Source organism: Anabaena sp. UHCC 0451 (assembly GCF_034931405.1).
GTDB lineage: Bacteria > Cyanobacteriota > Cyanobacteriia > Cyanobacteriales > Nostocaceae > RDYJ01.
This window is the reverse complement of the sequence record NZ_JAYGHA010000048.1, coordinates 3544-26319: the sequence shown is the minus strand read 5'-3', so window position 1 is coordinate 26319 and position 22776 is coordinate 3544. Positions and strand designations below refer to the sequence as shown.

At 36.4% G+C, this 22776-nt stretch carries 18 protein-coding genes, 1 other RNA gene and 2 pseudogenes; 11 read left to right on the top strand and 10 right to left on the bottom strand.

The window, feature by feature from the left end; translation table 11 throughout:
• Positions 1–371, top strand: a 371-nt coding sequence (locus tag VB694_RS23685) for a KGK domain-containing protein (RefSeq protein ID WP_323362791.1), incomplete at its 5' end; no start/stop codon positions are given.
• A 188-nt stretch (positions 372–559) separates the two neighbouring features.
• Here the strand turns inward: VB694_RS23685 and VB694_RS23680 are convergent.
• The 3 genes from VB694_RS23680 to VB694_RS23670 form a co-directional block, all read right to left on the bottom strand.
• A complete protein-coding gene (locus VB694_RS23680) occupies positions 560–1432 on the bottom strand; it encodes an SDR family NAD(P)-dependent oxidoreductase (RefSeq protein WP_323362790.1) in 873 nt (290 codons plus the stop codon).
• 526 nt (positions 1433–1958) lie between these two features.
• On the bottom strand, positions 1959–2606 hold the full coding sequence (locus VB694_RS23675) for an RloB family protein (RefSeq protein ID WP_323362789.1): 648 nt from the start codon (positions 2604–2606) through the stop codon (positions 1959–1961).
• Positions 2591–3910, bottom strand: coding sequence for an ATP-binding protein (locus VB694_RS23670; protein WP_323362788.1), 1320 nt, complete (start codon positions 3908–3910; stop codon positions 2591–2593). Before VB694_RS23670 ends, VB694_RS23675 begins: the two co-directional genes overlap by 16 nt.
• Before the next feature lie 219 nt (positions 3911–4129).
• Between VB694_RS23670 and VB694_RS23665 the strand changes: the two genes are divergently transcribed.
• On the top strand, positions 4130–6034 hold the full coding sequence (locus VB694_RS23665; RefSeq protein ID WP_323362787.1) for a GTPase family protein: 1905 nt from the start codon (positions 4130–4132) through the stop codon (positions 6032–6034).
• A gap of 104 nt (positions 6035–6138) precedes the next feature.
• Here VB694_RS23665 and VB694_RS23660 read toward each other — a convergent pair whose 3' ends face one another.
• The gene (locus VB694_RS23660; protein ID WP_323362786.1) at positions 6139–6558 is read right to left on the bottom strand and encodes a DUF29 family protein; all 420 of its coding nucleotides are present in this window, start codon (positions 6556–6558) and stop codon (positions 6139–6141) included.
• A gap of 100 nt (positions 6559–6658) precedes the next feature.
• Positions 6659–6982, bottom strand: a complete 324-nt coding sequence (locus tag VB694_RS23655) for a hypothetical protein (RefSeq protein WP_323362785.1) — start codon at positions 6980–6982, stop codon at positions 6659–6661.
• A 420-nt stretch (positions 6983–7402) separates the two neighbouring features.
• Here VB694_RS23655 and VB694_RS23650 point away from each other — a divergent pair, with 420 nt between their 5' ends.
• The 3 genes from VB694_RS23650 (at position 7403) to ssrS (ending at position 9311) form a co-directional block, all read left to right on the top strand.
• Entirely contained in the window at positions 7403–7897 is a 495-nt protein-coding gene (locus tag VB694_RS23650; RefSeq protein WP_323362784.1) for a pentapeptide repeat-containing protein, read from the top strand.
• Positions 7894–9027 carry a 5-(carboxyamino)imidazole ribonucleotide synthase gene (locus tag VB694_RS23645; RefSeq protein WP_323362792.1) on the top strand — a complete coding sequence of 378 codons (1134 nt, stop codon included), beginning with the start codon at positions 7894–7896 and terminating at the stop codon, positions 9025–9027. Before VB694_RS23650 ends, VB694_RS23645 begins: the two co-directional genes overlap by 4 nt.
• 99 nt (positions 9028–9126) lie before the next feature.
• A non-coding RNA gene (ssrS, locus tag VB694_RS23640) (6S RNA) lies at positions 9127–9311 on the top strand.
• 71 nt (positions 9312–9382) lie between these two features.
• On the opposite strand, the gene rsmH is transcribed toward ssrS, so the two are convergent.
• From rsmH to VB694_RS23625, 3 genes and pseudogenes are all read right to left on the bottom strand, one after another.
• Positions 9383–10276, bottom strand: a complete 894-nt coding sequence (gene rsmH / locus VB694_RS23635; protein WP_323362783.1) for a 16S rRNA (cytosine(1402)-N(4))-methyltransferase RsmH — start codon at positions 10274–10276, stop codon at positions 9383–9385.
• Positions 10277–10548: 272 nt separating this feature from the next.
• Positions 10549–11282: pseudogene (locus VB694_RS23630) on the bottom strand (Rpn family recombination-promoting nuclease/putative transposase).
• Between the two features lie 76 nt (positions 11283–11358).
• Positions 11359–14598 (bottom strand): type ISP restriction/modification enzyme, encoded by a 3240-nt coding sequence (locus tag VB694_RS23625; RefSeq protein WP_323362782.1) that lies wholly within the window; start codon positions 14596–14598, stop codon positions 11359–11361.
• A 379-nt stretch (positions 14599–14977) separates the two neighbouring features.
• On the opposite strand from VB694_RS23625, the gene VB694_RS23620 reads away from it, so the two are divergent.
• The 4 genes from VB694_RS23620 to VB694_RS23605 all read left to right on the top strand — a co-directional run bounded on the left by VB694_RS23620 (position 14978) and on the right by VB694_RS23605 (position 19642).
• Positions 14978–16162 carry an NAD(P)H-quinone oxidoreductase subunit H gene (locus VB694_RS23620; protein WP_323362781.1) on the top strand — a complete coding sequence of 395 codons (1185 nt, stop codon included), beginning with the start codon at positions 14978–14980 and terminating at the stop codon, positions 16160–16162.
• Positions 16163–16564: 402 nt separating this feature from the next.
• Complete coding sequence (locus VB694_RS23615; protein ID WP_323362780.1) at positions 16565–17104, top strand: GAF domain-containing protein; 540 nt, start codon at positions 16565–16567, stop codon at positions 17102–17104.
• Between the two features lie 14 nt (positions 17105–17118).
• Positions 17119–18303 carry a class I SAM-dependent methyltransferase gene (locus tag VB694_RS23610; RefSeq protein WP_323362779.1) on the top strand — a complete coding sequence of 395 codons (1185 nt, stop codon included), beginning with the start codon at positions 17119–17121 and terminating at the stop codon, positions 18301–18303.
• Between the two features lie 460 nt (positions 18304–18763).
• The gene (locus VB694_RS23605) at positions 18764–19642 is read left to right on the top strand and encodes an NAD(P)-dependent oxidoreductase (RefSeq protein WP_323362778.1); all 879 of its coding nucleotides are present in this window, start codon (positions 18764–18766) and stop codon (positions 19640–19642) included.
• 106 nt (positions 19643–19748) lie between these two features.
• Here the strand turns inward: VB694_RS23605 and VB694_RS23600 are convergent, their stop codons facing one another.
• Together VB694_RS23600 and VB694_RS23595 are read right to left on the bottom strand one after the other, a co-directional pair.
• A complete protein-coding gene (locus VB694_RS23600; RefSeq protein WP_323362777.1) occupies positions 19749–20261 on the bottom strand; it encodes a single-stranded DNA-binding protein in 513 nt (170 codons plus the stop codon).
• Positions 20262–20455: 194 nt separating this feature from the next.
• Positions 20456–20626, bottom strand: a pseudogene (locus tag VB694_RS23595) (FAD-dependent oxidoreductase); the annotation flags it as partial.
• A gap of 106 nt (positions 20627–20732) precedes the next feature.
• Here VB694_RS23595 and VB694_RS23590 point away from each other — a divergent pair.
• Together VB694_RS23590 and VB694_RS23585 are read left to right on the top strand one after the other, a co-directional pair.
• Positions 20733–21662: a hypothetical protein gene (locus VB694_RS23590; protein WP_323362776.1), complete on the top strand. Its 930-nt coding sequence runs from the start codon at positions 20733–20735 to the stop codon at positions 21660–21662.
• 69 nt (positions 21663–21731) lie between these two features.
• Entirely contained in the window at positions 21732–22727 is a 996-nt protein-coding gene (locus VB694_RS23585; protein WP_323362775.1) for a pentapeptide repeat-containing protein, read from the top strand.
• Positions 22728–22776: the final 49 nt, after the last annotated feature.

Below are 22776 nucleotides of genomic sequence, written 5' to 3'. Positions count from 1 at the left end.
CCCATTTTAAGTTGATAGAGTGTAATGATGATGATGCGATTGAATGTAATGATTGGACTTATAAAGTTGGTAAATTAAAACAATCATTAGAAAATTTGGGTAATAATACCAATTTTTTGCGTGCTTTATGGGATGGATTAAGAGAACAAAAGATTTATTATGTAGAAAGAAGTGGCTATTATGTCACCGAATCTTTCAAAGAAGGTATAGATGTCAAAATACTAAACTTAGGTTCTAAATCTTGGAAAAAAGGGAAATTGAAATTTAAACTCAGCATTGAATTTTGTCTTGAAGAAGAAACACCAGAAATAAAAGAACCAGAATCACCTCTTGATGATTTACGACGTAAGATAAATGAAGCTACATCATAAATAAATTAGTCCACGCAGGTGGACTTTGTTTTTGTAGACGCGATTTCTAATCGCTGGATTTAGATCCTTACCTGAATTCTTACAGTCTGACAAAAGCCAAAATTAAAGAACTCCTAAATTCTGACTGTGTAGAGACGTTATATGAAACGTCTCTACATTATTTTTCAGAGATGCCTATTGATCATTACCTATTTACGGGCAGATCCGAAAGCCAGCCTATTTCTAGAGAATAACGAGTTGCAAAAATGCTGGATTTTGGTAACGAAATTCGTGATTAAGTTGGGTTGAGGTTGTTTTTTTGGTGCTGCTAGTTTTAAAACTATTTCGAGTAACCAAGGGGCTAGATTTTGACACCAAACTGCTAAATGAGATTGCCATCCAACTAATATTTCTGATGTGTCTTTTTGCAGTCCAATTATTAGGGCTTGGGCTACTTCTTGGGGTGTCATGGGGGTAACACCTCTAAATAGTTTTAAGTCTCGCACCATGTCTGTGTCGGTGAGGGTGGGAAGTAAAGCCACAACGCGGATGTTGTGTTCTGCTAGTTCCCGACGCAGGGCTTGGGTAAATCCTAAAATGGCAAATTTGGTGGCTGAATAGGTGGCCATTGTTGGTGCTGCTACTTTCCCCATCAGACTGGAAACGTTAACAATTGTTCCCTCTTTTTGGCTGACCATGCGTCGCGCTATCAAACTGGTGAGGTTATACATTCCCAATAAATTGACAGAAAGTTCTTCTTGCACTTGGGGAAGTTTTGATTGCAAAAATGAGTTTTGGTATGCGACTCCTGCACAGTTGACGAGTAGATGAATCGGTCCATCATTGCGCCAAATTTGGGCGATCGCAATATTAACGCTGACTGATTGGGTTAAGTCTAAGTCGATGATTGTGGTTTCTGTTCCCAGTTTTTCGATTTCTTGGGCTACTTCGGCTAATTTTTGGCGATCGCGTGCTACCAAGATCAGCCGCTTTACTCCTTGCTGGGCTAATTCTAATGCGATCGCTTTGCCAATTCCACGGGAAGCCCCTGTAATTAAAGCAACTTTACCTTGAATATTCATCGGTTTTCACCTCCAAATTTTCCGCCTTCCCTTTTCTTTGCAATCTTCGGGTAAGACGATTTGTGAATGATAATTCTGGTTCTACGAGATTTTTCTGTTACTCAACTGCAATACCCCTCCATTGCTGACAAAGCAGAAATTTCTCGTTGTTACAATAGTTTCGTCAAAACTGACGTTCATCGGCAGAGTGGATACAGCGCATCGGTTTTACCTCTCTTTAATCCGAGCATTTACCAGTATGTTGCCACTACACACGTTAGCAACTAAATCAAGAGATTGCAATCTTTTTTAATAAGAATTTCTTAACAATTCTTTACAAGATTATATATATAGGGGTATTTTAGTTTGATAAGTTTTTATTAATACCGCGTGATCCCCGTGTTGATTTGATGACAATTGGTTGTATTAAGTAAGATTTTTAGGATCATTTAACGCAGATAAACACAAATAAACGCAGATGGTATTAGATAAATTTATTGATTTGATGATTCTGGGTAAACTCACATTAAATGGGTATAAGAAAGTTTTATTGCTGACTACTGCTGTTGTCTTTTAAACCTAATAAATTACTAATTAATTTAGGTAAATCGCTACAACAAGGATTGGAATATTCATCTAATTGATCCCGTTTGATTTGCTTTGCTATTTTCTCAGCACGTTGAATAGCTTGCTCGGTTAGTGGTTTTAATAATTGTGGATATAAAGACATTGATTTATCGTAATCAGGTATATATTTATTTAGTAATTTAAGTAATTTTTCTCGGCTAATCTGTGCTAAATGGTCTTGAAAGTGAATTAAATACCAAAGTTCAAAACAAGGATTTGTAATTGCTAAATTAATCTTTTGACTGTTAGCTCTATTAATCGCACCTTGCCAATTTGCAAGACTTTTTTCAATATGTTCATCTCCATCAAAAACAGCCCAAGCAGTATCATTAGTAGTCCATCTTTTATCATTTTTCATCTGCTGTCTTTCTTCGATGAGTCTTTCAATTATGTTACCTGGATCAGTTTTACTTTGATGAGGTAATATAATGATTTCTAAAGTTGGTAAACGTAATTCATTGCGGATACTTTTAAAATAAATGGGTTCGGTTTTACTACCTTCACAAGCGATGAGGATTTTTTGAGTAATTTTTCTGCTTGGTTGACTACGTTCTAAATTTCTGGCCATTCCTCATCACCCTGTAATATCATTTCTTCATCAGATGGTAAAAATGGAACTGCTCCAAAACGTCCATCTAAATAAGCTTTATCAATTGCTAAATCATTTCTAACATGGAAATCAGTTAAAGGATATAATTCTGTACTATGATCTGGGCGTTTTTGTGTAAACCATATTTGATCCCGTCTTAGTAAGTTATTTCTTTGTAATGTATTATCATGGCTTGTGAAAATAAGTTGAGAATTTGTTGGGTTTGTTTTTGGATTTTGAAACATTTTAATAATATATTTTACAACATTTGGATGTATATTTGTACCTAATTCATCTACAATCATCAATCTACCTGTTTTTAGAGTGCTTTTAATCCAAAATGCTAATTCAAATAAGCGTTGAGTTCCGAGAGATTCTTCATCAAAAAGCCAGTTAATTTCATTACCTGCATTATCTTTATGAACAGCATATATATTGTATTTATTTAAAAAGCTATCATTTTGCTTATCTATTTTAACTCCAGATATTCCCGTATCAAATTTTTGGACTATTTGCAATGCTTGTTGTATATCTATATTAATTCTATCCATATCATTTTCTGGTAAGCTATCAATAAATGAAAAATCTACTTTTCCATAACCTAAATTCATACCACACCAGCCACCTAATAACCAATCTAATAAAGTTGAAATTATATCAACTTTTAAGTTAGCAAGTGTACTAATAAACAAATCATTTTCTTTAATATTTGTATGAAGTAGATTATGTGATCCTGCAAAATCTTCCCCAGTTTTCCAGATAAATTGTTTACTGTTACTATCCCATTTTCTATCAAATAAGCGTCGAATACGCTTAGTCTTAAAAGGAGCATAATCTAATTTTTCATGAAAAACATGATTTTGGTTTAATTCTAAATAATAAGTATAAATATTGTTGTTAAATATAGTTCTCAATTCAAACTTTGTATTGTTTTGAGGAGAAATATTATCTAATTTAAAAGGTTCTGGTTTTGCATATTTAAATATTCTTTGTAACATAGCAGTTTGTTGTATGCTACGAGACATCATTATTAATAAATAATCCAAAGCTTGAATAACATTACTTTTACCTGATGCGTTAGCGCCAAAAATTGCCAGAACAGGTAAAATTTCCATATCCCAACCTTCTACATAATACCCAGGTGCAATTTCATGATCTGATTTTATTCCTTTGCGTTTGCTGGTTGCGCTTGTCTTGCGAGTGCTTTGTTTTTGAGCAACAGCACTTAGGGTTACAGGTTCTTTAATGGAACGGTAGTTTTCAACTGTGAAGTCTACAAGCATAATTTAAGGTACAAGAGGCTATTTTTTGTGATTTATTCACATAAATCCTATCGTAATTGCTAAAAAATCTCCACTGTCAGCACAACTTGTTATATTAACTTACAGTTACTGCGGACTATCACCAAGAGATAATTACACTTTGTTACACACAACCAACTATTACAGAAGCATTAGCTTCACAATAGAAATATACAAAATACAAAAGACAGGTATCAAAAAATGTTACGTTTAAAACCTTGGCAATGGCTAATTCTCATCTCACCAATAGCGATAATTATCGGTTTCTTACTCATATCCGCAGGAACACAAATTAACACTTGGGGAATAAGTTGGATATGGGCAATTTTTACTATTATCTTTGTAGGTTGGAGGTGGTTATTAGTAAAATGGACTAAACCCGCAGTAAATCAAATTGAAGCTGTTTTTGCACAGGTGCGGGAAGAATTAGAATCTAGTAGTGAAAATCAAATAGATGTTTCCACAGAAAAAGACAAAACCCAACAAATAGAAACAGCATTAAACAAAGTTATCAATGATGCACAAAATGATCCTCCTATTTGGGAAGATTTGCAAACTTTCTGGAAAAGATGTCAAGATTTAGTAATTGCGATCGCACAAATTTATAACCCAGAAATTAAATATCCTTTACTAAATATCTACATACCCCAAGTCTATGGATTAATTCGCGGTACAGTTGATGACATGGATAAATGGATGCAAAAACTATCCCCTGTTTTCAATCAAGTTACCGTTGGACAAGCTTATCAATCTTATGAAGTTTATCGCAAATTAGAACCATCTGCACGCAAATTTTTACGAGTTTGGAATTTCGCGCAATGGTTCTTAAATCCCGTCGCTGCTGTAGCTAAAAAAGCTAGTGAAGGTGTGAATAATCGCGCTTCTCAAGAATTACTAATAAATTTGAGTCAAGTATTAAGAGAAGCGACTTTACGGAACTTATGCAAACAAGCAATCGCCCTTTATGCAGGGACGAAAATTGAATTACCTACCCCCGAATTACCCCAACCTAAAACCCAAACCCTACGCGACATTCTCACCCAAGCAGAACCACCAGAAAAAGTAGCACAAAAGCCGATTAATATTCTCATTATCGGACGGACAAGTGCAGGAAAAAGTAGTTTAATTAATACACTTTTTCAAAGTGAACTTGCTGCGGTTGATGTTTTACCTAGCACCGATGAAATTAAAACCTATCATTGGCAAACAGAAAGCGGTGAAATTCTCAACCTTTGCGATACTCCCGGTTATGAACAAGTAAAACGTGATGATTTGCGGGATTTAGTCATTGATTATGCCACAAAAGCGGATTTATTATTATTAGTTACTCCCGCACTTGATCCCGCTTTACAAATGGATGTAGATTTTCTCGAAGATATAAAATCAGAAGTCACAGATTTACCCATCATTACCATTATTACCCAAGTAGATAAACTCCGTCCTATCCGTGAATGGCAACCTCCCTATAATTGGAAAATGGGAAATAAACCCAAAGAAATTTCTATCAGAGAAGCTACAGAATATAGAAATCAACTGTTAGGAAGTTTCTCTAATTTGGTTTTACCCATTGTTACAAATGACGTAAAAACTGGACGCAATGCTTGGAATGTGGAAGAATTATCTTTAGGATTATTATCAGCAATAGATCCGGCTAAACAATTACGTCTCACTCGCTTTTTACGCAACTTAGAAACCCGCATTACCGAAGCTGCTAAAATAATAGATCATTACACCTTTCAAATGGCAACTACCCAAGGACTTACGGCACTTTTGAAAAGTCCTGTTTTGCAATTTGTTTCTACTTTATCAACAGGTTCACCTACCCTTGCTTATCTGTTAGCAGAACAAATTCCTGTGGAACAATTACCTATAGTTATTGGTAAATTACAAATGGCTTATGAACTGTTTCCATTGTTAAATACAGACGGTTCTAAATCACGTAATTTTGATTTATTATCTCTCTGGCCTTTGTTGTTAAAAAATCCTGGTACACCAGACCACAATGCTTGGGCTTTTGGTCATGCTTTAATAGAATATTGGACTCAGAATTTAACCATTGAACAACTGCGGGAAAGATTTGATTATTACATCAAGAGTCAGGAGTAAGCTTTTATCTCGTTGCCGTCATAGAGTCTCTGACTCTAATTTAACAGAAGGCAGAGCCTTCTAAAATTCATTCCCATACAGAGTATGGGAACAAGAAATTTTAACTAAAATATCAAATCTAAAGCTTGCTTAATAATCAATTCTTGGTCTATCATATTTTTTAAAGTTAATCCATCATAAATTCCCCCAAAAGCTTCTAAAGCAGCATTATCTAATGATCGAGCATAAGCTTCTAACAAAATCTCCTCTAGTTCTTCTTTATGCAAATAATAACCTCCAGATTTTCGGCGCTTGTTAACTCGAATAATTGCATCCGTAGCATTACGAATAGAAACATCCCAGGAATTGGTTGTGCGTTTTTCTGACTGTTGTTTAATTAAGTGAACTAACAAAATGACACAATAACTATAAATTTTATTAATTTTATCTTCTTTGCTCATTTCCTCTAATTCATCTATTAAATTTAGGGCAGCTTCTAAGTTGCCTGTAATCACTAATTCTCTGAGTTCTAATAATTCTTCCATAATTCACGGTGACGTTGCTCATAAAATTAATAACTGCTCTCTTTTTCACTTTTCAAGAAAGCAGTTTTTCCAAAATACCAAACTTGCCAAAATCAATAATCTACACATCTTCCGTTTCAAGTTGTGCTACTGTCACAGCATTAAACGCGAAAGCAAAAACTAAAGGCATCGGACACTTTAAAGTAAAGGTATAAATTACAGATAAAATGGTAATAACTACAGCCGCTATTGACCAATATATCTCCTGATTTGTTAATCCATTCTGTTCTTTAATTACTCTCAAAACATGAACTGGAATTGGTTCTGGCATGACTCCACCAGGAGGAAACGCCCAATAGTTATCACGGCGTTCTACAAATAAATCTGTCCAGCCGTTTTCCATGCACCAAGCTTCGATCCATTCGATAGAGTAATGATTGATCATGAACATACAAATTTTAGGTTTCAGTTTGAGTAGTTAGTGAATATAGATTTGTCGGAGATTCCTGACAAGCTAAGAAATGCTTATAAGATTAACGCTAATTACATAATCTTGAAATTTAGTTTAGCCGTTGATATTCCCTTAATCAAAAGACTAACAGCCAACAGCGACTGTTTGCAATAAACTACAATAAACTTTACTTACAATCATGAATATCAATAAATGTAAAGTAAATTGTAAATTACAGATTGAGTAACTGCTAACCTCTTAAGGAATAATTAATTTATCAACCTTTCGATAGAATTTCCAAAATCTTGCCCAGAAGACAAAAAAATTTAATTACAAAATATTAAGACCACCAGATATTCTTACCACGATAATGAGGTAAACTGAAATACATGAAACCTTACAAATGGTTAACAAATGATATATTTATGGCGGGGTGTAGGATTACTTGTAGCAGTTATCATTTGGTGTGTGACATCTTCAGCACTAGCAACTGACTGGACTCATCCCCTATCATTTAGTAATGCTGAGTTAGGAAGACATGATTTTTCGGGACAAAGTTTACAAGCTGCGGAGTTTTCTAACGCTAATTTAGAATTGGCTAATTTTACAGGTGCTGACTTACGGGGGGCAGTTTTGAGTGCGTCAGTGATGACAAAAGCAAATTTACATGGAGCAGATTTAACCAATGCAATGGTTAATGAAGTAAAATTAAACGGGGCTGATTTAAGTGATGCTGTTTTGTTAGAAGCTATTTTGTTGCGTACCGTTTTTACTGATGTCAACATTACAGGTGCAGACTTTACAGATGCTATTCTAGATCGGGCGCAAATTAAAGAGCTATGTCAAAAAGCCAGTGGTATAAATTCTCAAACTGGTGTTACAACTCGTGAGTCGTTAGGATGTCGATAAAGCGTATTGGTATAATTGGTGGTGGACAACTGGCCTGGATGATGGGGGATGCGTCCAAAAAATTAGGAGTAGAATTAATAGTACAAACTCCGAACAAAAATGATCCCGCTGTATCTATTGCTGAAGATACGGTTTTTGCAGCAGTTGATGATGCAGCAGCAACGGAAATTTTATCTACAAAATGCGATGTCATCACCTTTGAAAATGAATTTGTTAACTTAGATGGTTTATCTTTGTTAGAGAAACAAGGTGTTTGTTTTCGTCCCAGATTAGCAGCTTTATCTCCTTTATTAGATAAATATCATCAACGTTGCTATTTACGAGATTTAAAATTACCAGTTCCCCAGTTTTTCGCTCTGGAAAAATCAGAGGATATTGAATCAAAAATAGAATATTTAGGTTTTCCCATTGTCATTAAAGCCAGACGACATGGTTATGATGGCCAGGGAACTTTTATTATCCATGATTTAGCTAGTTTGTCAACAGTAGTAAATCAAAATCATACACATTTCTTAGCAGAAGAATTTGTCCCTTTTACCAGAGAATTAGCTATAATTGCAGCGCGTTCTGTGCATGGGGAAATTGTTACCTACCCAGTGGTAGAAACCCAACAAGAACAACAAGTTTGTCGCCGAGTAATTGCACCAGCGGATATTACACCCGAACAAGCAGCAAAAATAAATGCGATCGCTCATACAATATTAAATAGTCTCCAAGCTGTAGGCATTTTTGGCATTGAATTATTTATCACTGCTGATGGTAAAATACTGATAAACGAAATTGCCCCACGCACTCATAATTCTGGGCATTTCTCCTTAGATGCTTGTGAAACTTCCCAGTTTGAACAACACCTGAGAGCAGTTGCTGGTTTACCTTTGACTAATTCCGGTTTACATTGTTCCGGTGCAGTTATGGTTAATCTATTAGGGTATGAAACATCACACAATGATTATTTAAAACAACGCCAAAAACTAGCAGCTATTCCTCACGCTTACCTGCACTGGTATGGTAAAATGGAATCTCGTCCAGGACGTAAACTAGGGCATATCACAGTCTTGCTAGATCAGCAAAATCGAAACATCATAGAGTCTATCATTCAAACCATAGAATCCATTTGGTATCCCGCTTAAATTTGGACTGGGAACTGGGGAGAAAAATTAATTCTGACAACAGACAAAAATTTTTCTCCCCCCACTACACAAATTGTTTTTCACAGTTATAATAAATTAGTTGCACTACGACGTTGGTGACTGCCCTCAAGTTTTTTGATCTATGTCTTTAACGAAAAGGGAACCAATTCGTTCTTGTGGCAGTATACCGGGCTATGTACCCGGAAACTTTAAACGAGCAACACCCGTTCCCACCTGGTTTAACCAGGTCATAAACTTAGGTAAAACGGCGTTGTGGTGAACTCAAAAATTATGGGCTTTCAGATCCCCGACTTCTTGGAGAAGTCGGGGATCTTGTATTGTGTATTGTATTATATTATTTTCTTTCTGCTATTCTCAATTTAGCAGAACGAGAACGAGGGTTTTCTTTAATTTCTTCCTCTGTCGCAATAATTGGTTTTTTTGTCAACACTCTTAATAAATCTAAATTTCTTAAACCGTGTTTGACTATTCTATCTTCTAAACTGTGAAAACTAATAATTGCAATTCTTCCCCCAGAAACAAGCGCGTTAGGTGCTTTTTCTATTAATGTTTCTAATACTTTCAATTCATCATTAACTGCTATTCGCAAAGCTTGAAAAACACGAGTTGCAGGGTGAATTCTCCCATGACGATATTTAGGAGGTACGGCATAAAATATCTCATTTGCTAATTCTGTAGTCGTTTCAAATGGACGCTTTTCTACAATTCTTCTTGCTATGCGTCGAGAAAGTCTTTCCTCACCATATTTAAAGAAAATATCCGCTAATTCTTGTTCATCCCACTCATTAATAATATCCCCAGCAGTTAAAGATTGTTGCTGGTTCATTCGCATATCTAAATTTGCAGTATTCCTAAAACTAAAACCCCGTTCTGGGTTATCTAAATGATAGGAACTTACCCCCAAATCTGCTAAAATACCATCATAACTATTTGCGGAAAATGAGAAATTTGCAAAATTGCTATGAATAAAATTAACCCTATTTCCAAACTCTGATAAATTCTCTTTTGCTGCGTTTAAAGCATCTTCATCTTGGTCAACTGCGGTGACATTAACATTTTCCTCAGTTTCTAAAATTAACCGACTGTGACCACCACCACCAACAGTTAAATCTAAATAATTTCCACCAGGTTGGATATTTAAACCTGTAATAACTTCCTGACTGAGAACAGGAATATGGGAAAAAGCAATTTCTTCTAAATCTATTTGTGTTTGTAAATTTGATTGCATTATGAGTTGATTACTTTATTAAACTTTAACTACTTTTTGTTTGTCAATAACAGCATTAAAATCAATTCCCCTCCAATCTTGAAACAGTTCAGCAATTTGTTCTGGTGTTGTAAAATTATCTTTCAGAGGGAACAGGGAACGGGCAACAGGGAACAGAAAAAACTCATGTTTAAAAACATGAGATTGCAAATTTTGACACTGTTTTTTTTCGTGCTACGCATCTTGTGAAAACATCATTAGGGTGTATCAACCCTGATTTATTCATCCCATGTCTATTTATTATTTTGCTTTGTAATTGCTTGTTTTACCGCCTCGATATCTAACTCAAGTATACACGCAATTTGTTCTACAGTTAGCCCCTCATTTAATAGTCTAGGAATAGTTTTTAACTTCGTTTCCAACTCTACTTTTAACTTCGTATGTTCCTCAATTTCTTGATAAAATCGGGTTTTTTGCCATTCTGTTAATCCAAACATTGCTTCTAACTCCTGACGGCTATAGGATGAGAATTTGTAAACTAACATTCTTTCTACTAATTCTAAAAGATTTCGACTCTTGGCCGCATCTGCTTTTTCTACCAAATTGATCAAAGTTTTTGCTTGTTGGATAGCTTTATCTTCAGGGGAAACTACTAATTTAATAATTCCTAAACCAATTGAAGATGATGTATCAACTATTTCATCTAAATAAATAACATGAATTAGTTCAGCAGTAAGTAAACTTTGATATGCTAAAGGTATTCCAGGGTCAAGATCCCGATTTGCCCACATACAACCGCTTGCCATGTTCTGTGAGGTTTATTTTGGTTTAAGTAAAGAACTGCTTCTGTAATTAATCGCCAGTATAAATTATCATCGCTTTGAAATTGTACTTCTACAAAATAAATCGGGTCTTGTGGGTACTCTGGTTTGGGTAAAAATAAGCCATCTATTCGACGTGCTAATTCTTTGATTTCCACTGAGGAAAATTCGTAGTGTAAAGCTAGTGTTGGTGACTGTTCTAGCAGTTCAAATAAAACACTGGGGAGATTTTGCAGTCATGTGTAAAATATCGTGTCTGTCTTCATATCTTGTTGTTAACTATTATTCTAACGGAAAACCACCATATTTTTCAATAATTTTATCAATATCTCCCATAATCTTCATAGTCTCCGATATGATAGAAATAACATTTTGATAATGGCTAATATCATCAAAATTCAATTCTCTCCCTTTTCTATCTTTCAGCCATTTTTGACAAACTTGATAACCACCAATGTAAAAATTCCAGATTTGCGGCGGAACTTGTTCAAAATACTGTTCAGAATTAATCCAAATTTGTTGATGATTTTCGTTATATTTAACTTGTTCGACAATATTAGAACCAGGAATAGGATAAGTAGAAATATATGTCCCTGTTTCTTTCATTAAATGATATTGTACTAATATATTACCTTTAATAACTAACTCCCAAAAAAGCGCGGAATTAGAAGTTAAAGGAAGACGGGGAAAATCAATCTTTAAAAATTCGGCGTAGCGTTGACGGTAATTAGGAGAATGAAAAACAGCGTAAATGTAATTAAAAATATCCTCTGGTCCAAAGGTTTGTTTTTGGTTTCCTTTTCCATCAAAAATAAATTCTAAACCTAATTTTTGGGAAAATTCTGTAATAAATTTCGGGGATAAGTTTGGTTTACGTTCTCCAGGTGCGTTAGTTGGTGTAGAATCAAATAAAGTTGGGGTATCTGTTGGGTAAAGATAGAGAGGGTAAATTTGATTACCCTCACGACTCGTAGTAGAAACAACACAAGATTCAGGAACGTGCATAGAAACCCAACAATGTCTATAACCTAAAGTTGCTTGTTGTCTTGAAGATAACAAACACAAATTATCTTTTCTAAAAACATGATCGAGTAATTCTCGTCTAGGATAATCCATTGTAACATAACTAAAATAACAGTAACGCCAATCGAAAGGGCGATACAAACAGGTAATTATTTTATCTTGCCATTGATTATCCGAACGAATTAATTTACGAGCTTTATCTAATTGCCAATCTCGATTATCTTTGATATTATATTTGTTAGCAAAATCTTGATTAGATAAATTATTTTCTCTCAGTTCTCTAGCTTTTTGAGTAATACTTTCTTTATGAAAATCAATAGCAAAATGATCTCGATGGGTTTGAAAACCTAAAACATTGACATTCATAACTTCGTTAATTTTCCACATTTGTTCATATTCAATTTTTAAATCACTATTTTGAGGTTTAAATAAATAAAATGGTGTATTTGGTTCTAACTTTTCCCAAATAGTAGATTGTAAATCATTTTCAGCTAACCAATTATATTTACCACTAATTAATTCTTTATTTTCGTAAACTTCTCTCATACCCCATAAATCAGCATGATAAACATTTGCTAATTGTTTCTGACTATTTTGTTCTTTATTTTCATATTTAATAAAAAATCCAATTGCTACCCCTTGCTGAATATCAAAAACATTTTCATCTGCTGAACCGTCAGGACAAACTTCTTTTTTCTTGCTATTACCATGTAAATCTAAAACATAAATTTCATCAAAAGTTTTCATTAAACTTTGACGCATTCCCCGAAAAGTGGGATTATCTAAATATCCATGATTGGTAATAAAAGCTAAAATCCCATAACCTGTTTTTTCAATTCTCCATTGACTAAAGCGAATAAATTTTACATAATCATCATTTAACCATTTGGGGTTTTTCTCACCTAAAGGTTTTCCGTCAACTTCAAAATAACTTTCTGTTTTACTACTAGAAATAGTATCTTTACCATTTAAAAGATTTTTAATCCAATCACCTGTATTTACAGAGTGTCCAGAATAGGGAGGATTTCCCATAATTACCATAACTGGAGTTTCTTGCTTAATTCCTTTTGCTGCTTCTGCTTCTTGTTTAATTTGATAACCAAAACTAACAACTTGATCTTCTAACTGAAAAGATTCTTGTAATGTATTAGTTAAATAAATCCTTAACCGTTCCTCAGAACTAAAATCATAACCCAATTCTTGCAACTGTAAACCTAACTTCATATGTGCTACAGTATAAGGTGCCATCAACAATTCAAACCCAAATAAACGGGGTAATAAATGTTGACTCACATAACTTGACCACATCCCCTTTTGAGATTTAAACCCATCATAAATATAATTAATCACACTGTGCATAAAAGTTCCCGTTCCCACAGCAGGATCTAAAATCAAAACTTGATGAGTTTCGATAGTTCCCTCACCCTTGGAATTAGGAATTTTAATCTTTTTAGAATCTGCTAAACCCTTACTAATATTAAATTTATGTTTGAGAATATAATCCACACTTTTAACAATATAATTAACCACAGGTTCAGGAGTATAATAAACCCCTCTTGATTCTCGCATTTTCGGATCATATTCTGCCAAAAACGTTTCATAAAAATGGACAACAGGATCTTCTCTGCGGGTACGTTTACCAAAATCTTTGAGAATTTCTGCCATTTCCGTTTGTTGCAGAATATTCGCTAAATTATCCACAGCCCAACTAATTCTATCATCTAAATCAGGACCCGCTATTTGTCCAAAAATACTCCTTAAAAATGGGTTAGTTTTTGGTAACTTAAAAGCTGCTGTTTCCCGTGAAAAAGTATGAGGATTATCAGTATTACACCGCGCTGCAAATAACCCATAACAAATAGTTTGGGCGTACATATCCGCAAATTGTTCTACCGTCAAATCTTTAATTAATACTCGTTGAAATGATTCCAACTGCTGACGTAACATTCCCCCATTATCTACATCCTGTAAAGCACTTTTGATAGCATCTCTCATTAATTGTCCTAAACTAGCCATACGTTTAGCTAAATCCTTCGGTGTGGTGACTTGGGGAACTTTAGCTAATAAAAATTGCCGTAAAAGTTGATCAACCTCTTGTATTCCTTGTTTATCAACTTTGATTTTTTTGTTTTTATCAATAGTTCCTAAAGATGCAGTTAATTTTAATTCTCCTTGAATATACCAGCGAAATTCTAAATAATCAGTTAAAATCAAATTACCTAAAGCCTGAAAATAACGCCCCATTTGAGCAGTTTTTTCTACTTTTTTCAGAGAAATACCAATATCTTTAGCTTCAATATGTCCAATTTCTAAAATACCATTTTTCACCACAAAATCCGGCGCACCGCAAGCGATTCTTTTCGGTTCATTAATAGCTTGAATTTGAGAATCTAAAGAATCTATTAACTTCTTTAAAGCTGGACGATAACTGTGTTCAGTAGCATTTTGTCCTTGATAAACTTGACTAACTTCTTGAATATAAACCTGTAAATAATTCATAATAAAAACTCTTGCTTCTCTCTCTGCGACTCTGCGCCTCTGCGTGAGCCATAAAAATTAATTAGCCCAACTATAAAATAAATATATCTGAAAACCAGCAAAACCACCCAAACCTTAATAAAACTTAGATACAAACAACACCATCCATAAAAATTGCACCTACCCCGCAACCAAACAGAAAAGAAAAAAACCAGACTCACAATTTCTTAAATCACCAGATCCCTATAATAATTGAAGAAGCTGGACAAAATAAAACATCAAGTACAACTCCAACCCTGCTATCCTGACAAGCTAAAAATTGGCAGATGCAGTAAATCGTATCTGGTTAGCATCTTGGCGGTTCAATACAAATTCTTGACAACGGGAGAACACCACATCTATGAGTAGAATAGAAACCCGCACTGAACCAATGGTGCTAAATATGGGACCTCACCATCCCTCAATGCACGGGGTTCTGCGGCTAATTATGACATTGGATGGCGAGGATGTCGTTGACTGTGAACCAGTCATAGGCTATCTGCACCGAGGAATGGAGAAAATCGCCGAAAACCGTACCACAATCATGTATGTCCCCTACGTCAGCCGTTGGGACTACGCTGCGGGGATGTTTAACGAAGCGGTGACAGTCAACGCACCCGAAAAACTAGCAGGTGTCGCAGTTCCCAAACGCGCTAGTTACATCCGCGTCATCATGCTGGAACTAAACCGCATTGCTAACCACCTATTATGGTTTGGTCCATTCCTGGCGGACGTGGGCGCTCAAACTCCCTTCTTCTACCAATTCCGGGAACGGGAAATGATTTATGATCTGTGGGAAGCGGCCACAGGTTATCGCATGGTAAATAACAACTATTTCCGTGTGGGTGGTGTAGCGGTTGATTTACCTTATGGTTGGGTAGATAAGTGTTTAGATTTCTGTGACTACTTCATCCCCAAAGTTGATGAATATGAACGCTTAGTTACCAATAACCCTATCTTCCGTCGCCGGATTGAAGGTATTGGCACAATTACCCGCGAAGAAGCTCTTAACTGGGGGCTTTCTGGTCCAATGTTACGCGCTTCTGGGGTGAAGTGGGACTTGCGGAAAGTTGACCATTACGAATGTTACGATGATTTCGACTGGGATGTACAGTGGGAAACCGCCGGCGATTGTCTCGCTCGTTACATGGTGCGGATGCGGGAAATGCGCGAATCCGTGAAAATCATTAAACAAGCTATTAAAGGTTTACCTGGTGGTCCCTATGAAAACCTGGAAGCTAAACGGTTAATGGCTGGAGCAAAATCAGAATGGGACGCTTTTGATTATCAGTACATTGGTAAGAAAGTTTCACCTACTTTTAAAATTCCTAAAGGTGAAATTTATTCCCGTGTAGAAAGTGGTAAAGGTGAACTGGGTATTTACCTAGTTGGTGAAAATAACGTCTTCCCCTGGCGTTGGAAAATTCGCGCCGCAGATTTCAATAACCTGCAAATTCTTCCTCATTTACTACGTGGTATGAAGGTGGCTGATATTGTGGTTATTCTCGGTAGTATTGACGTGATCATGGGATCTGTGGATAGATAACCGATACGCCCACTATTAAGCTATTGTTGAAAATATGGAGACGTGCATTTGTACGTCTCTATATCTTTAATTAAATACTTTTTAGCTAAAATACATACATTATATACACATCGAAAATGGTATTAAATTGATTTAAATATTCAAAAATATCTAGCAAAATTAATTATTGCTTAATTATTTAATTAGGATATGTATCAGTTAGTTATGAACAACAAGATCCCCGACTTCTCTAAGAAGTCGGGGATCTGACTCTTACAATATTCACAAATCAAATAGGATTGCTATATACTCATTTAATTAAAAATTAATGTTGAAATTTAGATATAATAGTTTTTTATAATCAGGTTTAATAAGTTACTATATAAAACCAAAGTATTTTACTTAATCATTAATTTTAGTCCTGTGCAAATTCATTCTCATTCAGAATTTGAATATCTCCCAAATCATCATCGTGAACAGGGTTTGCAAAGATTGCTCAAGCGCCTTGTCAGCAAAATGCAGCGGGATGAGTTAGTTCGACAGACTATGAATCAACTTAGGGAATCACTCCAGATTGACCGTGTAGTTTTGTATTACTTTTATGAGCAATGGCTGGGACAGGTAACATTTGAATCTTTGAATTCTGAGGAATTTTCGATTTTAGGTTCCACTGGAGCCGATGATTGTTTTAACGATAAGTATGCTGCTTTGTACTTAACAGGTCGGGTCAGTGCGATCGCTAATATTGAATTAGAACCCATTGAAACTTGTCACCGAGATTTTCTTCGCAGTATCCAAGTTCGCGCTAATCTAGTAGTCCCAATTATCATACCGAGAGGGTTATGGGGTCTATTAGCTGCTCATCACTGTCAAGCGCCTCGTTCTTGGTCAAAAGCAGATATTGAACTGATGCAAAGAGGGGCGCAAACCCTAGCAACAGACTCTAATATTTTAGAGAGTTAAACATTAAGTATTTTATGGATTCTAACCCCGCACTCTGTCAAGCCATAGCTAGTCGCATAGCTGCAAGTCCCCAACAGCGCATTACTTTTGCTGAATACATGGATATGGTTTTATATCACCCACAACAAGGATATTATGCCAGCGATGCTGTGAAAATTGGGTTTCGGGGTGGCGATTTTTTTACCTCTGTCAGTTTAGGGGCTGACTTTGGGGAATTACTAGCAGGACAATTTTTACAGATGTGGGAGATTTTAGGTCAACCAAAGCCTTTTCATTTAATGGAAATGGGAGCAGGTCAGGGAATTTTAGCATCTCATATTCTCAATTACCTAAAACTACACCATCCAGATTTTTTTGCAGCCCTAGAATACATCATTGTTGAAAAATCTCCTTTTCTTAAACAAGAACAACAACAACGTTTACAGGAGTTTACTGTCAGGTGGTGTAATTTGCCGGAAATAGCGCCAAACTCCATCACAGGCTGTTTTTTTTCTAATGAGTTAGTGGATGCCTTTCCCGTGCATCAGTTCACCATAGCAGCGGGAAAATTGCAGGAAATTTATGTCACTCTTCAGGAAGATGGGGAAAATAGTATTCCTGATCATTCATTTATAGAAGTAGTAGGGGAAGCATCTACACCGCAGTTAGCAGAATATTTGCAATTAGTGGGAATTGATATAAGCCAAAGTGCCTATGATGATGGTTATCGTAGTGAAATTAATTTAGCAGCTTTGGATTGGTTGGGTATAGTGGCTGACTGCTTGCAACGCGGGTATGTGTTAACAATTGATTATGGCTACCCTGCCAGCCGTTATTATCACCCCAGGCGATCGCAAGGAACTCTACAATGCTACTACCAACATCGTCATCATGATCACCCCTACATCAATATTGGGCAACAAGATATCACCGCCCATGTTGATTTTACAGCTTTAGAAAGATGGGGCAAAAGCTGCGGTTTAAATCAAGTGGGTTGGACACAACAAGGTTTATTTTTGATGGCCTTGGGTTTAGGAGAAAGAATAGCTGCCCTTTCCTATCAACAACAATCAATATCACAAATGCTAAACCGCCGGGAAGCATTACACCAACTGATTTCACCGGAAGGACTGGGTAACTTTGGGGTTCTAGTACAGAGCAAGGGATTAACAGAAACACAAAGCCAGCGATCGCTCCAAGGATTAACTATACCAGAATAGGGGTGATTGGTGACTGGGGAATGAAGAATGAAGAATGAAGAATGAAGAATGGACATTGGTAAAAATCTTGTCTTCCCCTACATCCTAACTCCTTAATTCTTCATTCTAAATTCTAAATTCTAAATTCTCCTGCCTCCTGACATTAAAACTATATTTGGTGAATCCTGATATCCGTCTTTATTGGACTAGGATAACAGTGATTACTTTAAAGTTAAAAACCTTGGGAAAGCAATAACTATGACTGCTCATGACCTGATTGTGTTAGTAACTCTACTTAGCCCCGGACTCTTACTTTCAGTTGTGATTATGGCCACTTTTGCCGCAGGAGGCTAATTTTAATTTGGGGAGGTGGGGAGGTGGGGGGAAATTTCTTATATTCCCTATTCCCTATTCCCTATTCCCTATTCCCTTTTGTACCAATGACCAATGACCAATAACCAATGACTAAGGAAAGTGAAACATGAAGGTGGCATTTCTGGGAACTGGATTGATGGGACTACCGATGGCTCAAAGGTTATTAGCTGCAAATATAGAGCTAATTGCTTACAACCGCACCCCAGAAAAATTAGCACCACTACAAGCAGCAGGGGCTGAAATTGCCACAAAACCTCGTCAAGCAATTCGTTCTGCTGACTGTATCATTCTCATGCTATCCAACGCCGCAGCGATTTATCATGTCTTGCTCACAGATACTTCTTGGCATACTTTATCAGGACGCAGCATCATTCAAATGGGGACAATTACTCCCCTAGAAAGCCAAGAAATCAGAGATGCGGTAGTGGCAGCAGGTGGTGAGTATATAGAAGCGCCTGTACTCGGTAGTATCCCAGAAGCTGAAACTGGCAAATTAATTGTCATGGTCGGTGGTGAACAAGAACAGTATCAACGCCATGTCAAGTTACTGGAACATTTTGGAGCTAATCCTGTATACATAGGTCCTGTAGGATCTGCATCATCCCTAACTCTAGCACTTAATCAACTCATTGCTTCCCTCACTACTAGCTTTGCCCTCAGTCTGGCTTTTGTCCAGTTGCAAGGCATTGATGTAGACTTATTTATGCGAATCCTGCGCGATAGTAAACTTTATGCGCCTACCTTTGATCAAAACCTGAAACGGATGTTAGATGGCAATTATACCAAGGCCAACTTACCTACCAAGCAATTGATCAAAGAAATAGATTTATTTATCTCTGAAGCTAAATCCCTTGGTTTGAATCTCAGCAGTATTGAGGGTGTAAGGAACATCTTACAGTCAGCAATGAATATGTCCTATCCCGAAGATGATTACTCTTCTGTTTTCCCCGCTATTCGGGAATGGGGTGAAGCCAGCGGAGAGTAGGGGACTGGGGAGATGGGGAGATGGGGAGGTGGGGAGATGGGGAGATGGGGAAGGTTAATAACCCAATCACCAATCACCAATCACCAATCCCCAATCCCCAATCCCCTTAAAATGGAATGTCGTCTGGATCTGGTTCTGCTTCTGTTACGGGTTGATAGGATGGAGGTTGAGAACTTGCTGGTTGATAGACAGGTTCGGGGGTTGTGGGTTGGGGTGCTGGATTTGTAAAAGTTGTAGTTGGGGCTGGTGCTGGACTGCTGGGTTGATGATATACAATCTCTGGGGGACGTTGTGCTGCTGGTTGATTCGTCTGTACACCTTTGCCCATAGCATGAATTCGTTGTACTGTCAACTCAGCACGTTTTTCTTTAAAACCTTCGGGACGATCAAAAGTATTCATGCCTAAGCGTCCTTCGATGATCACGCGATCGCCTGGATGATAAGTTTGATGAATCTCTTTGGCCAAATTACCCCAGCCTACCACTTTTAAAGGGTGTGAAGGATCATCTGGACGCACTCCTGAAACATGGACTATCATTTCTGTCACTTCCAACCCGTCTGGTGTATGACGCAGTTGGGGAGCATCATAAATTTCCGCCATTAAAATACAACTGTTCATATATCTTATTTCCTCCTCATCAATCAAACTTTACAATATTCAGGAATCCAATTATCTCAATTTAACTTACAGCCAGAAAATAGATAACAAAAGTCAAGGGAGAACGCTGAACAACCATGAATAGCTGTTCACGCACTCCACTTGACCGAAACGAGCATTTAATTCTGCAATAGTACAAGCATACCATTAAATTGTTAAATCTGAACATGAACCGGAAAAACACCCAAAGCAATTAACCGGGCGGGAAGATCCCGTAAAATAGGTAGACTTAGCAAAAAAGGCGGCTGAAAAGTTTGATTTCCAGTGAGAATAGGGGCAAATATCCGCTTTTGGATCAAAGTTTGAAATGCTTGAATCTTTCTTGTCACAAATGTTACTTTTACTAGACTGATAGAAAAGTTTTGCTACCCACTAGAGCGCAAATCCAGCTATAATTTATTGCTATCTGATACCTGTGCAGGAGCTTTACTGATGAACACTCAATTTATTATCGATCAAGCGGCTAACAATTTACAACAGCATGAAAACTCAAGACGGATTAAAAAATTAATATTTTGTGCTTGTAAAAATAGTTGGGAGAATGATCAAGAAACGCTAGATAAATTTGAATTTATAGATTTAATTCAGGAACTATGCAGTTTTAACCCAACTCTAGAACACGTGAATTATACTTTAACTAAAGTGGTTAATACCCTGAACAAACCAGGTGAATATTCTATAGTAGCCAATGTAATTTTAAATGAAATAGAAAAATTATATATCATCAATGAAGAATTAACAGGAATAATATTTAATCAACCTTATCCAGAAGAAGCTACAGGAATAATATCCAACCAAATTCAGCCACAAATATTATCAAATCCTCTAGAGGAATTTACAAACCCGGAAATTAAATATGAATATAATCAGTTTGATTTACGTCAAAATATTATGAAATATACTAACCCACTTAGGGCTAAATTAGTTTTACTTTTTGCACTGAATAATAAATCCTATTTCCAAGAAGAAGACTGGTTGAAACTCAGGGCTGAAGAACTTGATAACTTATTAGAGAAATTATTTGATTCTTGTTCCACAATAGGAGAACTTGAATTTAAAATCAATAATGCGGTTATATCTCTAGGCAACCAGGATGAAAATACTCAAGCCGCAGGTGCAATTATTCAATCTATGCGAGGTTTATATAATAATATTTCTGCAACTTCAAATCAAAATCAAAATCAAAAGATGAGCAGATATTCATCTGAAGAAACTAGCACACTTGCTAATCCTCATCTTGCAATAGCAGAAATTGATGAGGATGATGATATGGATATCTATGAAGATAATGAAGATGATAAAGATAATACCTGTCAACTTATAGCACCACCCACAAAATACCCATTCAATAAAAAACAATAATGGCAATTTTAATCATTATTGAGCCTGGATAAAATTGAGAATCATAATAGTAATTGACCACGAAAAAATATGAATGCCAATGAACTTCTCAAGCGATATGCAGATGGAGAAACAAAATTTACAGAAACCAAACTAAATGGAGTAAATCTATTTGGTGCAGACTTGATTGGTATAGACTTAAATAAAGCAGATTTGCGTAATGCTATATTAATTTTTACCTATTTAAGTCGGGCAACCCTGAATAAGGCAAATTTGATTTCTACAAATCTTAGTGGTGCTAACTTAAATCAGGCTAATTTAATGAGTGCTAACTTGCATGATGCTGATTTACATGGTGCGAGTTTACAGGGTGCTGATTTGCGTAATGCTAACTTAACGTTAGCGGATATGCTAGATGCTAACTTGATGGATGCCGATTTACGTGGTGCTGACCTCAGTGGTGCTAACCTCACAGGTGCGTGTTTGCGTGGTGCTAATCTCCGAGAAGAAAAGAGAGGTTATGCTGCTGCTATTTTACGGGGTACTAACCTGCATAAAGCTGACTTGCGTGGTGCGAATTTAACCGGTGCAGATTTAGCTAAAGTTAATCTCAGTGGCGCTAACTTGAGTGAAGCAACCTTGCGTGGTGCTGATTTGAGTGGTGCTAATTTAAGTGACGCAATTTTATATAACGCCTCTATGAGTGACACTAACCTGGGAGGTGCAAATTTAAAAGCTGCTAATTTGATGAACTCTAGACTAGAACGGTCAAATTTGATAGATGCGGAACTTACAGATGTTAATTTGTCTGGTGCAGTGATGGCAGATGCTAAACTAACTAGAGCCAAAATGAATCGAGCCAATCTGAGTTTTGCTAGACTGATTAGAGCAGATTTAAGTAGAGCTAACCTGCGGGGAGCGAACCTTACTGAAGCAGATTTAGTTGATGCTTATCTTGCTAGAACCGACTTAACAGGTGCTAATTTAAACAAGGCAAATCTGATTAGAGCAGAAATGAGTACCACAAATATGATGGGTGCGGATTTGCGTGATGCTGTCATGCCTGATGGCACAATTAACTATTAACTAGGGAACAGGGAACAGGGAACAGGGAACAGGGAAAAACTTCCTTCTG